This is a genomic window from Streptomyces sp. NPDC048196 (assembly GCF_040652715.1).
In the GTDB taxonomy this organism is placed as follows: Bacteria; Actinomycetota; Actinomycetes; order Streptomycetales; family Streptomycetaceae; genus Streptomyces; species Streptomyces siderophoricus.
This window is the reverse complement of the sequence record NZ_JBEZMM010000019.1, coordinates 62,836-77,562: the sequence shown is the minus strand read 5'-3', so window position 1 is coordinate 77,562 and position 14,727 is coordinate 62,836. Positions and strand designations below refer to the sequence as shown.

Annotated in this window: 17 protein-coding genes and 1 pseudogene; 7 read left to right on the top strand and 11 right to left on the bottom strand. The window is 71.8% G+C overall.

Annotation, left to right across the window (positions count from 1 at the left end; all coding sequences use genetic code 11):
* The 3 genes from AB0E02_RS20215 to AB0E02_RS20205 are packed head-to-tail and all read left to right on the top strand — an operon-like array spanning position 1 to position 3,842.
* Entirely contained in the window at positions 1–1,071 is a 1,071-nt protein-coding gene (locus AB0E02_RS20215) for an ABC transporter ATP-binding protein (RefSeq protein WP_362141207.1), read from the top strand.
* A gap of 25 nt (positions 1,072–1,096) precedes the next feature.
* Positions 1,097–2,416 (top strand): NAD(P)/FAD-dependent oxidoreductase, encoded by a 1,320-nt coding sequence (locus AB0E02_RS20210; RefSeq protein WP_362141205.1) that lies wholly within the window; start codon positions 1,097–1,099, stop codon positions 2,414–2,416.
* Complete coding sequence (locus tag AB0E02_RS20205; protein ID WP_362141203.1) at positions 2,409–3,842, top strand: aminobutyraldehyde dehydrogenase; 1,434 nt, start codon at positions 2,409–2,411, stop codon at positions 3,840–3,842. Before AB0E02_RS20210 ends, AB0E02_RS20205 begins: the two co-directional genes overlap by 8 nt.
* 22 nt (positions 3,843–3,864) lie before the next feature.
* Here the strand turns inward: AB0E02_RS20205 and AB0E02_RS20200 are convergent, their stop codons facing one another.
* A complete protein-coding gene (locus AB0E02_RS20200) occupies positions 3,865–4,089 on the bottom strand; it encodes a hypothetical protein (RefSeq protein WP_362141201.1) in 225 nt (74 codons plus the stop codon).
* A 162-nt stretch (positions 4,090–4,251) separates the two neighbouring features.
* Between AB0E02_RS20200 and AB0E02_RS20195 the strand changes: the two genes are divergently transcribed.
* Complete coding sequence (locus AB0E02_RS20195; protein ID WP_362141199.1) at positions 4,252–4,833, top strand: TetR family transcriptional regulator; 582 nt, start codon at positions 4,252–4,254, stop codon at positions 4,831–4,833.
* Positions 4,834–4,852: 19 nt separating this feature from the next.
* Here the strand turns inward: AB0E02_RS20195 and AB0E02_RS20190 are convergent, their stop codons facing one another.
* The 5 genes from AB0E02_RS20190 to AB0E02_RS20170 all read right to left on the bottom strand — a co-directional run bounded on the left by AB0E02_RS20190 (position 4,853) and on the right by AB0E02_RS20170 (position 7,761).
* On the bottom strand, positions 4,853–5,590 hold the full coding sequence (locus tag AB0E02_RS20190; protein WP_362141197.1) for a nucleotidyltransferase domain-containing protein: 738 nt from the start codon (positions 5,588–5,590) through the stop codon (positions 4,853–4,855).
* A gap of 34 nt (positions 5,591–5,624) precedes the next feature.
* The gene (locus AB0E02_RS20185; RefSeq protein ID WP_362141195.1) at positions 5,625–5,981 is read right to left on the bottom strand and encodes an ArsC/Spx/MgsR family protein; all 357 of its coding nucleotides are present in this window, start codon (positions 5,979–5,981) and stop codon (positions 5,625–5,627) included.
* Positions 5,982–6,049: 68 nt separating this feature from the next.
* Complete coding sequence (gene folE, locus AB0E02_RS20180) at positions 6,050–6,682, bottom strand: GTP cyclohydrolase I FolE (RefSeq protein ID WP_199812490.1); 633 nt, start codon at positions 6,680–6,682, stop codon at positions 6,050–6,052.
* Positions 6,683–6,707: 25 nt separating this feature from the next.
* Complete coding sequence (locus AB0E02_RS20175; protein ID WP_362141193.1) at positions 6,708–7,136, bottom strand: hypothetical protein; 429 nt, start codon at positions 7,134–7,136, stop codon at positions 6,708–6,710.
* 79 nt (positions 7,137–7,215) lie between these two features.
* Positions 7,216–7,761: a DUF2231 domain-containing protein gene (locus tag AB0E02_RS20170; protein WP_362141191.1), complete on the bottom strand. Its 546-nt coding sequence runs from the start codon at positions 7,759–7,761 to the stop codon at positions 7,216–7,218.
* A gap of 129 nt (positions 7,762–7,890) precedes the next feature.
* On the opposite strand from AB0E02_RS20170, the gene AB0E02_RS20165 reads away from it, so the two are divergent.
* A complete protein-coding gene (locus tag AB0E02_RS20165) occupies positions 7,891–8,613 on the top strand; it encodes a transcriptional regulator (RefSeq protein WP_362141189.1) in 723 nt (240 codons plus the stop codon).
* 41 nt (positions 8,614–8,654) lie between these two features.
* Here the strand turns inward: AB0E02_RS20165 and AB0E02_RS20160 are convergent, their stop codons facing one another.
* From AB0E02_RS20160 to AB0E02_RS20145, 4 genes are all read right to left on the bottom strand, one after another.
* Complete coding sequence (locus AB0E02_RS20160) at positions 8,655–9,560, bottom strand: CPBP family intramembrane glutamic endopeptidase (RefSeq protein ID WP_362141187.1); 906 nt, start codon at positions 9,558–9,560, stop codon at positions 8,655–8,657.
* A 78-nt stretch (positions 9,561–9,638) separates the two neighbouring features.
* On the bottom strand, positions 9,639–11,960 hold the full coding sequence (locus tag AB0E02_RS20155; RefSeq protein WP_362141185.1) for an FtsX-like permease family protein: 2,322 nt from the start codon (positions 11,958–11,960) through the stop codon (positions 9,639–9,641).
* A 3-nt stretch (positions 11,961–11,963) separates the two neighbouring features.
* A complete protein-coding gene (locus AB0E02_RS20150) occupies positions 11,964–12,725 on the bottom strand; it encodes an ABC transporter ATP-binding protein (RefSeq protein WP_362141183.1) in 762 nt (253 codons plus the stop codon).
* The gene (locus tag AB0E02_RS20145) at positions 12,722–12,940 is read right to left on the bottom strand and encodes a hypothetical protein (RefSeq protein ID WP_362141306.1); all 219 of its coding nucleotides are present in this window, start codon (positions 12,938–12,940) and stop codon (positions 12,722–12,724) included. The genes AB0E02_RS20150 and AB0E02_RS20145 overlap by 4 nt, the downstream gene beginning before the upstream one ends.
* On the opposite strand from AB0E02_RS20145, the gene AB0E02_RS20140 reads away from it, so the two are divergent.
* A complete protein-coding gene (locus AB0E02_RS20140; protein WP_362141304.1) occupies positions 12,939–13,028 on the top strand; it encodes a hypothetical protein in 90 nt (29 codons plus the stop codon). The genes AB0E02_RS20145 and AB0E02_RS20140 overlap by 2 nt on opposite strands.
* Here AB0E02_RS20140 and AB0E02_RS20135 read toward each other — a convergent pair.
* Positions 13,007–13,228, bottom strand: a pseudogene (locus AB0E02_RS20135) (PadR family transcriptional regulator); the annotation flags it as partial. The gene AB0E02_RS20140 and the pseudogene AB0E02_RS20135 overlap by 22 nt on opposite strands.
* A 172-nt stretch (positions 13,229–13,400) precedes the next feature.
* Between AB0E02_RS20135 and AB0E02_RS20130 the strand changes: the two are divergent.
* Complete coding sequence (locus AB0E02_RS20130; protein ID WP_362141181.1) at positions 13,401–14,672, top strand: ABC transporter substrate-binding protein; 1,272 nt, start codon at positions 13,401–13,403, stop codon at positions 14,670–14,672.
* The last annotated feature ends 55 nt before the right edge of the window (positions 14,673–14,727 follow it).

Genomic DNA, 14,727 nt, shown 5'->3' with positions numbered 1-14,727 from the left:
ATGGACGCGACCCCCGCCGTCCGGCTCGACGGCGTCTCCAAGCAGTTCGCCGACTCCTACGCCGTGCACCACCTCGACCTCGACATCGAAGCCGGCCACTTCTTCTCCCTGCTCGGTCCCTCCGGCTGTGGCAAGACGACCACCCTGCGGATGATCGGCGGCTTCAGCGACCCCACCGAGGGCTCGGTGCTGCTCGCCGGCGAGGACGTGACCGCACTGCCGCCGAACAAGCGCAACGTCAACACGGTCTTCCAGAGTTACGCGCTCTTCGACCACCTCAACGTCGCCGACAACGTCGCCTTCGGCCTCAAGCGCAAGGGCGTCGGCAAGGCCGAGATCCGGCAGCGCGTCGGCGAGATGCTGGAGCTGGTCCAGCTCGACGGCCTCGCCGACCGCGCACCCCGGACCCTCTCCGGCGGCCAGCGCCAGCGGATCGCCCTCGCCCGCGCGCTGGTCAACCGTCCCGCCGTCCTGCTCCTCGACGAGCCGCTGGCCGCCCTCGACCTCAAGCTGCGCCGGCAGATGCAGGTGGAGCTGAAGCAGATCCAGCGCGAGGTCGGCATCACCTTCGTCTTCGTCACCCACGACCAGGACGAGGCACTGACCATGTCCGACCGGATCGCCGTGCTGAACCACGGACGCATCGAACAGTGCGGCACGCCCGAGGACGTCTACGAGCACCCCGCCACCCGCTTCGTCGCCTCCTTCATGGGCACCTCCAACCTGATGACCGGCACGTACCGGGGTGGCGAGGTCGCCCTGGAACAGGGGCCCGCCCTGCCCGTCGGCGCCCGGACCGGTATCGCGGACGGCACGGCGGTCAGTGTGTCCGTGCGCCCCGAGAAGATCTGGCTGTCGGACTTCGAACCGGACATGCCGGTGCTGCGCGGGGTGATCCGCGAGACCGTCTACAGCGGCCCGACCACCACCTACCTCATCGAACTCGCCCCGGGCGTCACGCTGTCCGTCCTGGAGCAGAACACGGACCGCGCGCGTATGGAGGACCGCTGGGGCGGCGGCGAGACGGTGGAGTTCGGCTGGCGGCCCGAGCACTGCCTGGTCCTGGCCTGAGCCCTCCCACAGAAAAGTGACCACGATGCATCACGACGTGATCGTGCTCGGCGCCGGCCTGGCCGGGCTCGCCGCCGCCCGGGATCTGGCGGGCGCAGGCACCGACGTGCTCGTCCTGGAGGCCCGGGACCGCGTCGGCGGCCGGGTCGAGCAGACCCGTACGCCCGACGGCCGCACCGTCCAGTTGGGCGGCGAGGTGGTCGGCCAGGGGCACACCGCCTACCTCCGACTCGCCGAGGAACTCGGCCTCGCACTGGTCCCCAGCTATGTCGCCGAACCCGGCCGCATCACCCGGGCCACACCGGAGGGCCGCTCGGCCGGCGACCCGCCGCACTGGTTCGGCCCCGGCGACGCGCTGCTGCATGAGCGGCTCAGCGCGGAATTCACCGCCCTGGCCGCCACCGTCGACCCCGACGACCCCTGGTCGCATCCGGACGCCACCGCACTGGACCGGCTCTCCGTGGCCGGCTGGCTGCGCTCCCGGCACGCCACCCCGGCCGTGGTCCGTCTGTGGGACATCGGCCAACTCGCCCTGGCCGGCGGCTCGTACGAGCGGATCTCGCTGCTGGCAGCGCTCCGCAAGAGCGCCGCGGTCCCGGCTTCCGGCACGGGCGACTACGACTACGCGGAGTGGGAGGGACTGCGGCCGGCGGCGGGTTCGGCGACGCTGGCCGAGGTCATGGGCCGCGAGCTGGGGGCCCGCGTCCGGCTGGGCTCGCCGGTCGCCGCGGTCGATGTCCTCCCCGGCCGGTGCACCGTACGCCTGGCCACCGGCGAAGTCCTCACCGCCGGGGCCGTGGTGAGCGCCCTGCCCGTGGGCCCGCTCCGTTCCGTCGCCGTCACGGGCGTGAGCGAGGCCCGGCTCGCCTCCCTGCACCGCCAACGCCACGCGACCGCCGCCAAGTTCACCGCCGTCTACGACCGCCCCTTCTGGCGCGCCGACGATCTGAACGGCCTGTCCGAGTCCGAGGGGGTGCTGGGCAGCACCTGGCCGCAGAACGAAGGCATCCTGTCGGCGCTCGTACCGCCCGAGCGCTACGGCGTCCTGCTCGGCACCCCACCCCACCTCCGGGCCCCCGAACTGCTCGCCGAGATGGCCGCCATGTTCGGCGACCAGGCCCACCGGCCGACCGCCTGCCACCTGCGGCTGTGGGGCAGCGATCCGTGGACCCAGGGGTATGTCACCCAGTGGCCGCCCGGCGAGGTCATGGCGGTCGGCCCGCTGCACGGCACCCACGAACCGCCGTTCTACGTCTGCGGCTCCGACCAGTGGGTCGCCGGATACATGGAGGGCGCCGTCCGCACCGGCCGCGCCGCCGCCGAGGAGGCACTGCGCCGTGGCTGACCCCGACCGCCGCACGACCGTCCTCAACCACATCGACGGCCACGAGGTGCCGGCCGCCTCGGGTGCCACGCTGCCGCTGGTCGACCCGGCCACGGGCCGGAAGCACGGCACGGCCGCGCGCTCCGGACCCGAGGACGTCGACGCGGCCTGCCGGGCCGCCGAAAGGGCGTTGCACGGCTGGTCGATGACGACTCCCGCGCACCGGCAGACCGCACTGCTCCGCATCGCCGACGCCCTGGAGCGGGAGGCGGAGACGCTGGCGAGCGCCGAGGTGACCGACACGGGCAAGCCGCGCCGCCTCTTCCTGGCGGACGAACTTCCCGCGGTCGTGGACGTGGTGCGCTACTTCGCGGGAGCCGCCCGGAACCTCCCGGGCGCGGCGGCCGCCGAGTACACCCCGGGGCGCACCTCCGTCCTGCGCCGCGAACCGGTCGGTGTCTGCGCCCAGATCACACCGTGGAACTACCCCCTGATGATGGCCGCGTGGAAGATCGCGCCCGCGCTGGCCGCCGGCAATGCCGTGGTCCTCAAACCGTCCGACACCACGCCGACCTCGGCCGCCCTCCTCGCCCGTCTGGCCGCCGAACACCTCCCGCCCGGCGTGCTCAACGTCGTGTGCGGCGACCGCGACACCGGGCGCTCCCTCGTCACCCACCCGCGGGTCCGGCTGGTGGCCGTCACCGGCAGCGTCCGAGCGGGGCAGGAGATCGCCGCCGCGGCGGCCGCCGACCTCAAGCGGCTCCACCTGGAACTGGGCGGAAACGCACCGGTGTTGGTGTACGACGACGCCGATCTCGACGAGACGGCCGCGCAGTTGTCGTCGCTGTCCTTCTACAACGCGGGGCAGGACTGCACGGCCGCCACCAGGATCCTGGTCCACCAGCGGGTCCACGACGCCTTCGTGGCCGCCTTCGCCGACCGGGTCGCACGGCTGCGTCCCGGACCACCCGACGACGACCGCGCCGACTTCGGACCTCTTGCCAGTGCGGACCAACTCGCTTCTGTGCAGGGGCAGTTGCAGCGCCTCCCACCCCACACCGAGGTCGTCACCGGCGGCGCCGGCCTTCCCCGCCCCGGCTACTTCCACCGGCCCACGGTGGTCACGGGCGCCCGGCAAGGGGACGAGATCGTCCAGAGCGAGGTGTTCGGCCCGGTCGTCACCGTGCAGCCCTTCACCGACGAGCCCGAGGCCCTCCGCCTGGCGAACGACGTACGCCAGGGACTCGCCGCGAGCGTCTGGACCCGCGACCACGACCGTGCCATGCGCGCGACCCGCGCACTGCACACCGGCATCGTCTGGATCAACACCCACGGCACGACGGTCTCGGAGATGCCGCACGGCGGCGTACGCCACTCCGGCCACGGCAGTGACCTCTCGCTCACCGGGCTGCTCGACTACACCCAGGTCAAGCACGTCATGTTGTGACGGTCCGCGAGGTGAAGGGGGGTCAGCGGCGGGTGAGCGCGGCGTTGGCCTTCATCAGCAAGGGGATGAGGACGTAGGCGGCGACGGGGACGACGATCGCGGTGAGTATCAGCGTCCGCAGCACCAGTGGCAGAGGGGCGGTGGCCGGGCCGAGCAGGCCGAGGACGACCGTGATCGTGGGGTAGACGGCGATCCAGGTGATCAGCGCCCGACGATGGACGGACGGGACACGGGCAGGCGCGCTCATGGACTTGGACCTGGTCGTGCACGGGCCGGTGGACGTGGACATGAACATGGATTCCCCCTGGTCAGATGGGCCGGAGCAGATTCTCCAACCGTCAGGTTGGAGTTTGGCACAGGCCCGCCACAGAATCCAACCCTTTGGTTGGACGTGAGTTAGGGTGGCGGCATGGCCTGGGACACCGCACGTACGAAACAACTGCTGCTCGATGCGGCGGTGGAGGAGTTCGCCGAGTTCGGCCCGGAAGGCGCCCGGGTGGCGCGGGTGGCGACCCGGGCGGGCGTCAACAAGGAGCGGATCTACCAGTACTTCGGCAGCAAGGAAAAGCTGTTCGTGGCGGTGCAGGAATCCGAACTGCAGAAGATCGCGGCCGCGGTACCCCTCACCGCCGAACAGGCCCGGGACCTGGGCGACTATGCGGGCCGGGTCTTCGACTACCACCGCGAGCACCCGCATTTCGTGCGGCTGCTCGCCTGGGAAGGCCTGCAGTACCAGGACCGGGTGGTCGCCGAGTCCGAACGCACCGGCCACTACGACGAGAAGATCGCCGCGGTCGCCCGGGCCCAGAAGTCCGGGGCCCTCAACGACCAGGTCAGCGCCGGCCAGTTGATGCACGCGGTGATCGCACTGACCGCATCCTGGTTCACGCTGCCGCAACTGGCCTGCATGCTCATGCCTGCCGTCGCCGAGGCGGGACCGGAAGCCCAGCGCGAGAGCCTCGTCACCCTGGTCCGCCGGCTGACCGCCTGACCGGCCATGACGGGCCGGCTCAGGCGCGCCAGCGTTGTGTGTACCCCTCCCTGAGCGGCCCGCCGAGAACGTCGAGCACCTGCTCGGCGGCCACCGCCAAGGGGGCTGGGTCCGCGTGTTCGGCCACGGCCCGATGGCCGTCCAGCAGGGCCTTGCCTCGTACCGGGTCCGCACTCAGCAGCCTGCGGGGCAGCCATTTGCCGATGCCGGTCCAGCAGCCGTGGTGAGCGATGAGGAGGTGCGCCGCCTCACGGAAGGTGAAGTCGGCGAGGGAGAGCTGTTCGTACCGCCCGGTCGGTGACGTGGCAGGTGACGTATCGGTCAGGTCGTCCAGGAAACAGGTGAGGACATAGCGTCCTCGTTCCCACTCCGCCGGGGTGAGCGGCGGAGGGCCCGCCGCGAGCACTGCTCGGGCCTGTTCACGGATACGGGCCAGATGGCCGTGCGGGTCGGCCAGGGGAAGACCCTGGTCGTAGATGAAGAGGAGGGTGCCCCGGCGGAGGAGTCTGTCCCTCTCGAAGTGTTCCGGGACATCCGCGCGTGTGTGCAGGAAGAGTTCGGCCAGGCGGCCGCCGTGGCGTACCACCTCGCGGCGGCTGGTGTCGCCGTCCGGGAGGAGAACCGCCACGTCCAGATCGCTGGTCGGGGTGGCCCGGCCTTGGGCGGCCGAGCCCCCGAGAACGGCACCCAGGGCGTGCGGAAAGCGGTCCTTGATCAGGTCCAGCGCTTGGGTGGTGGGGGCGACGTGATCATCCATGGACGCTCATCGTGCCAGCCCCCGCTGTGCCGGGCTACCGCAGCGCCGAGCGCACCGATTCCGGTGAGCGGGCCACCACCGCTGTGCCGTCGTCGGCGGTGATGATCGGGCGCTGGATCAGCGCGGGATGGGCGGCCAGTGCCTCGATCCACCGCGTGCGGTCGGCGGGTTCACGCGGCCATGTGGCGAGGTCCAGTTCGGCCGCGGCGGGTTCGCCGAGGCGGGTGATGTCCCACGGCTCCAGTCCCAGTCGGTCGAGGACGGCGGCGAGTTCGTCCACGGTCGGCGGGTCCTCCAGGTAGTGCCGCACCGTGTACTGCGCTGCTTCCGCGTCCAGCAGTGACAGGGCGGACTGGCACTTGGAGCAAGCGGGATTGATCCAGATTTCCATGCGGCGGTCTTTCGGTCCGTTCCGTGACGAGGTGAAGTCTTGGCTTTCAGGGGCCTGTTGGGTACCGGCTATCGGGTGGGCAGGCCGCTCAGGGCGAGGAATTCGGCGCGTGAGCGGGCGTCGTTGCGCAGGGTGCCCAGGAGGGTGGAGGTGAGGGTGCTGGAGCCGGTGGCCTGGACGCCGCGGAGCGTCATACAGGTGTGTTCGGCTTCGATGACGACGCCCACGCCCTTGGGGTCCAGCTGCGTCTGCAACCAGTCGGCGACCTGTTTGGTGAGGCGTTCCTGGACCTGGGGACGGCAGGCGAAGTGCTCGACCACCCGGGCCAGTTTGGACAGGCCCAGGATCCGCCGTCCGGGCAGGTAGCCGACGTGGGCGGTACCGACGAACGGCAGCAGATGGTGCTCGCACACCGACCGCACCGGGATGCTGCGGGCCAGCACGAGTTCGTCGTACCCCTCGTCGTTGGGGAAGGTCGTGAGGTCGAAGGGGCGGGGGCTGAACAGCTCCGCGTACGCGCGGGCCATGCGGCCGGGGGTCCCGCGCAGGCTCTCGTTCTCGGTGGAGATGCCGAGAGCCTGCAGGAACCGTCCCGCCGCGCGTTCCGCGGCGGCCAGGTCGATGCCGTCCGTTTCGTGGACGACGCGCAGCGCGGCCGGGGCGGGTATCGGTATCTCCGGATCCTCGGGGGCGAGGTCCATGGCGGCCTGGGGTCGGTGGGTCATCTCAGCTGCCACCGATACCCAGGGCGGTGAGCAGGACCAGGACGACCGTGATGACGGCGAAGAGTCCGTGGCCGACGACCACCGGTACGGGGAAGTGCCGCTCGGCGGGCTCGGCCTGCGTCCCCGCGGTGGCCTCGGCGGCGGCGCGGGCCCGGTGGACGGGGATCCAACGGGCCAGCATCGTGAAGCCGAGCAGGGCCACGGGCACGAGCAGGCCGAAGGCGGTCCAGGCCAGCGCGTCCTTGTCGGTGATCAAGTAGATGATCCAGACGACCAGGCCGGCCGCGGCCAGCGCGAAGTGTCCGAAGACGACCGGGACGGGCAGCCGGCTGGTGCCGCCGGAGGCCCCTCCGCGGGAGAGCCAGGTGCCGAGCATGTAGAAGCCGCCCAAAGCGGTGATCAGCCAAGCGATCAGTGCGGCGATGTCCATCGGGACTCCTCTTGCGCCTCTTGGTGAACGGGTTGGCCACCGCGCCGCGACGACGCGCGACCGCGGTGGAGGGGAAGGGTCAGCCGGTGCTTCGGTCCGCTCCGGGTCGTCCGGCAACGAAGCCCTCGGCCTGCGTGGTCTCGTCGGCGACCCGCACCCCGTAGCGGTAGGCGAGCTTGCCGCCCAGGTATCCCGAGACGCCCAGGACCACCAGGCTCACGGCGTTCAGCGTGAGCATCCCGGCCCCGACGCTGCCCGCGGGGCCGTGACCGGCGTGCCGCCACAGGAAGTTGCCCACGTAAGCGGCGGTGACCAGCAGGTTCAGCGTCATGTGCAGCAGACCGACGCGGAACGCCGGGGTCCCGGGCGGAATCGCGAACAGGTCCAGGAACCCCACCGTCGCGGCGACCAGCGCGCCGACCACGCCCAGCGCGATCAGCCACATCGCGCCCTGGGCCAGGAAGGCCGGATCGTGCACCAGGTGCGAAGCGATGTCGAAGACCACGCCGGCCACCCAGGCGCCGATGGGGACCGTGACCAGGATCGGATGGAACGGGTGCCCGTACGGACCGGCCAGTGCGGCACTCACCGGCCGCTTGGCACGGCCGGACAACGGATCAGCCATGCCGACCACCTCCTTTTCACCAACAAATCTTGGTCTTATTCCGGAGGGGCGTCAAGACGGGCAGGTGAGCGCCGCACATCGTGACGATTTACCGGTTGGACCTACCGGTGTGCGCGTTATCGTGGAGGGGTGGATCCCGACGCAACGCCGCAGAGGCGCCCGGACGACGCCGCGATCGAGTCCGTGAGCGTCCTCAATGAGGACTCCCGGCGGCAGATGTTCGCGTTCATCCGGCGCCAGGGCCGCCCCGTCACCCGGGACGAGGCGGCCGCCAGTGTGGGCATCTCCCGTAAGCTCGCCGCCTTCCATCTCGACAAGCTGGTGGACGCCGGTCTGCTGCGCGCCCGCTACGCCTCGCCCGGCGGCATCCGGAAGGTCGGCCGGCAGCCCAAGGTCTACGAACCCACCGACAGCGAGATCCGGGTCAGCATCCCCGACCGCCGCCACGAGCTCCTCGCCGACCTCCTGCTGGAGGCCGTCCTGAGCGAGGACGAGGGCGAAACCGCGACCCACGCCGCGGTACGCACGGCCGGCCGGCGCGGCCGGGAACTGGGCGAGGCCGAACGGGAGCAGACCCGTCCCGGCCGGCTCGGCACGGAACGCGGGCTCAACGTCTGCGAGCGGATGCTCGACCAGCACGGCTTCGAGCCGTTCCGCGAAACGTCCACCCAACTCCGGCTGCGCAACTGCCCGTTCCACCCGCTGGCAGCCCGGGCCCCCGACCTGGTGTGCGGGATGAACCACGCCTTCATCGCCGGATATCTGCAGGGTTTGAAGGTCAGCGGCGTGGCGGCCGTCCTCGCACCCCGCCCGGGGGAATGCTGCGTCCAACTCGGCCCCACCACGGAGTGACCGCCACGGAGTGACGGCCACGGCGCCGCGGCCGGTGCGCTTCAGGAAGGGGCCGACGGCAGGCGGAGCCGTCCCGTGAGGGCGAGGAAAGCGACGAACGCGCCCATGGTGAGCCAGCCGGGCCAGCCGAAGAGCCCCATGTGCAGGGGGTCGAGCGTGAGGTGCGGATCGGCGAATTCCTTGACCATGTTCACACTGACCGTGCTGACGCAGGCATGGCCGACGACCGCCGGGATCACCGACCCGGAACGCAGCCGCAGCCAGGTGAAGATCGGCAGCCCGAGGGTACAACTCACCAGCATCGCGGGCACGGACACGTACCAGGGCCGCCCTGGATACTGCCCGCCCACCAGCAGGGTGGGCAGGTGCCACAGGGCGAACGCGATGCTGGTGGCCACGTACGCCCACACCAGGCGCAGCCCCCGCCCGTCCCGCGCCAGGCGCGGAAACAGGTACCCCTGCCAGCCCAGTTCCTCCCCGAAGAACAGGGGCAGCGAGATCAGCAGCTCCGGCAGCATCCGTGCTGCCCACGTACCGAGTTCGTCCCGGCGCAGCTCGCCCCAGGAGTAGACGCCGGCCGCGCTGCCGATGCAGAGAGCCGCGACGGTGAGGACGGCAGGGACGGCGACGGCCGGCAGGCACGCCCGCACCGCACGTCCCGGGGGTGCGGGCCACCGCAGGGCAAGGGCGTCCCGCACCCGTCCCCTGCCGGCCGGCTCGATGAAGCGGATGACGAGGACCGCGGCGAGAGCCGGCGCCAGCATCGCCGCCGAGATGCACACGTGCTCCAGATCTCCGGTCTCCGCCCGGCCGTCGCTCCGGCGGAAGCCGCTCAGCAGGAGTGGCGACATGGCCAGCCACATGCCGAGATACGCGAGGCCGAGGAACACCAGCAGTCCACGGCGAGCGCGGGGTAAGGCCGCCGGCGCAGAGAGGGAAGTGGTCATGGCGCTGACGCTATGAGCCGGCCTTCGGCAGGAGAATGCGGCTGGCCCCACCGCTGGACCGGTGGATTTCCCCACCCGTTACAGCACCTCTGCCGCCGAGTCCGCCAGGCGTCGGCGCGCCGTACGGGTGGCCGGGAGGGCGGCGGCCGCCGCGGAGATCGTGACGGCGAGGGCGACGACCAGGGCCAGGGTTCCGGCCGGCGGGAGTTGGGCGATGCCGGTGCCCCAGCCGCTCGTTTCGCCCTGGAGGTCGATCAGCCACTGGGAGGCGAGCAGGCCGAGCGCGGTGCCGGTGAGCGCGGCGGCCAGGGTGATGAAGGCGGTGGCCGAGACGATGACGGCGGTGATCTGGCGGGGGGTGAGGCCGACGGCCCGCAGGGCGAGCAGGTCGCGGCTGCGGTCGCGTACGGCGGCGCCGACCGTGGTCGCCAGTTCCGCGAGTCCGATCAGGGTGAGCACCGCGATCAGTCCGGCGGCGACGCCGCGGATCGCGGAGAGCTGGTCGGCGGGGTTGGGGATCTGGCGTACTTCGAGGCGGCCCGCGGAGGCCTTGGTGAGGGCGTCGCGTACGGCGGCGGGGTCGGTGCCGTGGGGCAGGACCAGGTTGTAGAAGTCGGGGCGGGCCGCCGGGGCGCCGGGGCCGTCGTCGCGCAGGGTGTCGAGGGTGGTGGAGATGACCCGGCCGGCGTCTTCGGTCTCGATGCTGCGGCCGACGAGGTGCAGGACGTGCGGGCGGCCGGCGACGGTCATCCGGACCCAGTCGCCGACGTGTGCGTCGAGGAGTTCCAGCAGGCCGGCGCCGGCGACCGCCTCGTCCGGGCCGTGGGCGGCGCGGCCCTCCGTGAGGGCGAAGGGGTAGGGGTGGGCGTCGGTACCGAGGCCGCGCAGGGTGATCGTGCCGGTCTGGCCGGGGACCAGCGCCTGCACCTCGGCGCCGGGGTAGGACGTCAACTTGCCGTGTTTCGCGAGGAGTTGATGTACCTGCTGGTCGCTCAGGGAGTCCGAGCGCACGGTGAGCGATGCGGCCAGGCCGACGCTTTCCGGGCGGGAGGTGAAGCGGTCCAGGGTGCTCCAGGTGCCCAGGGCGATGGTGATGAGCAGCAGGGGAACGGCGAGGCGCGCCACGGCCGCCCAGGAGCGCAGGGGGCGGTGGAAGGCGCCGCGCCAGCCGAGGACCAGGGCCGGGGGGATCTTGAGGCCGAGGGCGCGCCGGGTCAGGCCGGATCCGCCGCCGGCGGCGGGTGCGGCGGCGCGGGCCACCGGGACGGGTGGTACCCGGCCGGCGCGCCATGCGGTCAGGCAGGTGGCCGCGCCGATGAAGGCCACCACGCCACCGCATACGGCGAGGGGCAGCCAGGTGTGTGCGGGGAGTTGTGCCCACAGGGCCGTCGCCTCGCCGATCCGGCCGGGGACCAGGGGGCCGAGCAGCTGGGTGACCAGGGCTCCGAGGGTGACGCCCAGCAGCGCGAAGCCGAGGTGCAGGACGAGGAACATCCGGACCACCTGGCCCGGGGTGAAGCCGATGGCCTTGAGGACGGAGATGTCGCGGAGGTGGCCGCGGATCCTGGTGCTGATGGCGCCGCCCACGGCGAGCGCGGCGGCGAGCAGGGCACCGAGGCCGAAGAGGCCGAGCAGCCGCGCGAGCAGACCGTTGTCGCCGGCGGCCTCGGCCTTGGCCTGGCGCCAGGTCGAGACGTCGGTGATCTGGTCGGCGCCGAGCTGGGTGACCGCCCGCTGGACGACGTAGTCGGTGTCCTCGGGGTGGGTGAGCCGGAGGCCGATGGCGCGGCCGCGCTGGTCGGCGCCCGCGTCGGAGGCGGCGAGGGTCTGCGGGAGCACCCAGGCGACGCCGGGGGTCTCACCGGCCCGGAAGGGCGCTTCGGCGGTGTCGGCGATGCCCACCACATGCAGGGGCGTCGGGAAGCCGCTCAACGCAAGGGAATCACCCGGTTTGGCCCAGATTGCCCGGGCTACCGAGCTGTCGAGCACGATGCCCCGGGTGGTCCCCGCATCCGTGTGCGGGTCGAGCCAGCGGCCCGCGACGGTCTGCGGGGCGGCGGTCGCGGGACGCCCGCGGACGCCGCGCAGTTCCAGTGCCGCCCGGGCGCCGCCGGGCTGCAGGCTCGCGGTCGTCCGCACCGTGGGGTAGGGGCCGGCGGCGGTCCGCACCTCGTCCAGTGCGGCGAGCGAGCCGGCGCGGGCCCCGGCCTGGGTGTGGAGCCAGACGTGGGCGCCGGCGGACTGGGTGAAGATCCGCTGCCAGGGGTCGGTGGCGTAGGAGAAGAGGGCGGTGGCCAGGAGCAGGGAGACGGTGATCCCGGCGGTGGCGAGCACGATGAGCACGGCCGCCGGGCGGTGTGCTCTCAGATGCGCCTGGGTCCAACGTGCTGCCGCTCGCACGGGTCAGCCCTTGAGCTTCAGTACGTCGGACACGCCGGTCGCCGGGCGGCCGGGCTCGCTGCCGAGGTGGGCGTCGTCGACGACCTGACCGTCGAAGAAGCTGATCACCCGGTCCGCGGCGCTGGCGAACCTGGCGTCGTGGGTGACCAGGAGGATGGTCTGGCCGCGCCGGTGGAAGCGGGCGAGCAGCCGCAGCACCTCCCGGGTGCCCTTGCTGTCCAGGCTGCCGGCGGGTTCGTCGGCGAGCAGCAGGCTGGGGGCGTTGACCAGGGCCCGGGCGAGGGCGACCCGCTGCTGTTCGCCGCCGGAGAGCTCGCCGGGCGTGCAGTTCTCCTTGCCGGTCAGGCCGAGCTCGTCCAGCAGCTCGGTGCGGGCGGTCCGGGCCTGCCGGGGGGAGCGGCCGGCCAGCAGCGCGGGGAGCTCGACGTTGTCGGCGACCGAGAGGTTGGAGACCAGGTTGAAGAACTGGAAGACGATGCCGATGTGGTTGCGGCGCAGCTCCGCCCAGCGGGCCTCGCGGTAGCCGTCGACCTGGCGGCCGTCGAGCCACAGGGAGCCGCTGTCGGGGCGGTCGAGGCCGCCGAGAAGGTGCAGAAGGGTGGATTTGCCCGCACCCGAGGGGCCGGTCACGGCGACGAATTCGCCGCGCTCGACGGTCAGGTCGACGCCCCGCACGGCATGGACGGGGGCGGCACCTTCCGGCCGGTGGGTCTTGACCAGGCCGGCTGCCCTCACTATCGGGCCGGACGGCTCGTCCCGGTTCATTCCAACTCCTCTTGACAACGCTCCAGCCAGTCCAGATCCGCCTGGAGATGCAGCATCGCGCCCTCGATCAGCAGCTGTGCGATCGGGTTGCCCCGGTCCTCCACCGCCGCGAGCTTCGACAGGTCGCGCATGGTGTTGAGGTACTGGCGGCGCTGTTTGTTGATCAGGGCGATCCGGTCCGCGGTCCCGGTCTGCGAGGCGACGGCGAGCTTCATGAAGAATTCGTCCCGCACCCGTGGTTCGGCGGTGGCCTCGTCGAACCAGGCGTCCACCGCCTCCCGCCCCGCGGCGGTGATCCGGTAGATGCGCTTGTTGGGCCGGTCCGACTGCTCGACGTCCTCTCCCTCGATCAGGCCCGCCTTCTCCAGCCTGCTCAGGGTGACGTAGATCTGGCCGACGTTCGGCTGAGGGTATGCCGCGCCGAGGAGGTTCTCAAGGGCCTGTTTGAGTTCGTAGCCGTGTGCGGGTCCGCTGACCAACAGAGCAAGGAGTGGCAGCCGCACGCTCTTCCTCTCCCTCCCCGCCCTACATGCCGGTTATGTGAACTCATCCGGGTGTGAGCCGGTCGGTCGTCGTATCTCCCTGCGACATCTAGTATCCCGCATGGCTAACAGGTATACATGGGGCGGGCTGTCGGTCCAGTGTCCCGTCGACGCCTGGTTCAAGGAGGAGCCCATGCGGTGGAAGCGTGCCGCCACGAGGGCTCTGCTGGTCTTTTCGCTGCTGTTCGCGGGGAGTGCGGGCGCCCGGGCCGGTGAGCCGCTCGGCGATCCGGATGGCCGGGGCCCCATCACGCTCGTGACCGGCGGCGACCTCACGGGCTATCTGCGCGGCGTCCTCGACGGCTGGAACGTCCACCACCCGCGCGAGAAGGTGACGCTGGTCGAGCTGCCGGACGCGGCCGACGAGGTCCGGGCCCAGATGGTCACCGAGCTGCGCTCGCACAGCGCCCGCTTCGACGTGCTGAACATCGACGTGGCCTGGACGTCGGAGTTCGCGGCCGCGGGCTGGATCCGGCCGGTGGACGGCGCGCGGTTCCCGCTGAAGCGCTTCCTGCCTCCCGTGGTGGACACCGCCACCTTCCGCGGCCGGCTCTACGCGGTTCCGTACGTGACGAACGCGGGGCTGCTCTACTACCGCAAGGACGTCCTCGACCGGGAGGGCGCCCGGCCGCCGCGCACCTGGGCCGAGTTGGCGCAGCTGGCGAAGACGGTCGCGCCCAAGTACGGACTGGACGGCTATGCGGGCCAGTTCCTGCCGTACGAGGGGCTCACCGCCAACGTCGTCGAGGCGGTGCAGTCGGCGGGCGGTTCGGTGCTCGCCGGTGAGGGCACCCGGGTGACCGTGGACTCCCCCGCGGCCCGCCGGGGCCTGTCGTTCCTGCTCGACGGGGTGCGCGAGGGGTGGATCCCCCAGCGGGCGCTGGCGTACAAGGAGGAGGAGTCCCGCAAGTCCTTCCAGGACGGCCATCTGCTGTTCCTGCGGAACTGGCCGTACGCGTACGCGCTGGCCGGCGGCCCGACCTCGAAGGTGGCGGGGAAGTTCGGCGCGGTGCCGCTGCCGGGTCCCGACGGGCCGGGAGCCAGCGCGCTGGGCGGCTCCAACCTGGCCGTCAACGCGCATTCGCGGCATCCGGAGACGGCCGCCGCGCTGATCTCCTATCTGACGTCCGAGCCGGTGCAGCGCCGGGTGCTCACCGAGGGCGCGCTGCCGCCGGTGTGGGCCGATCTGTACGCGGATCCGCAGTTGGTGCGGCGGTTCCCGTATCTGCCGACGCTCAAGCGGGCGGTGCTGACCGCCCGGCCGCGACTGAAGAGCCCGCGCTACGACCAGGTGAGCCTGGCGGTGCAGGCCGTGATGCACGACGCGCTGGTCCACCGGCTGAGCACGGACGCCACCGTCGCGCGCCTGGAGCGCGAACTGCGGGCCATCGTCAGCCGCGGCTGACCCTCGCCCGACCTCTCCCCCTCTCTCGCCTAGTTACTTGTTAAGTAACGGACGT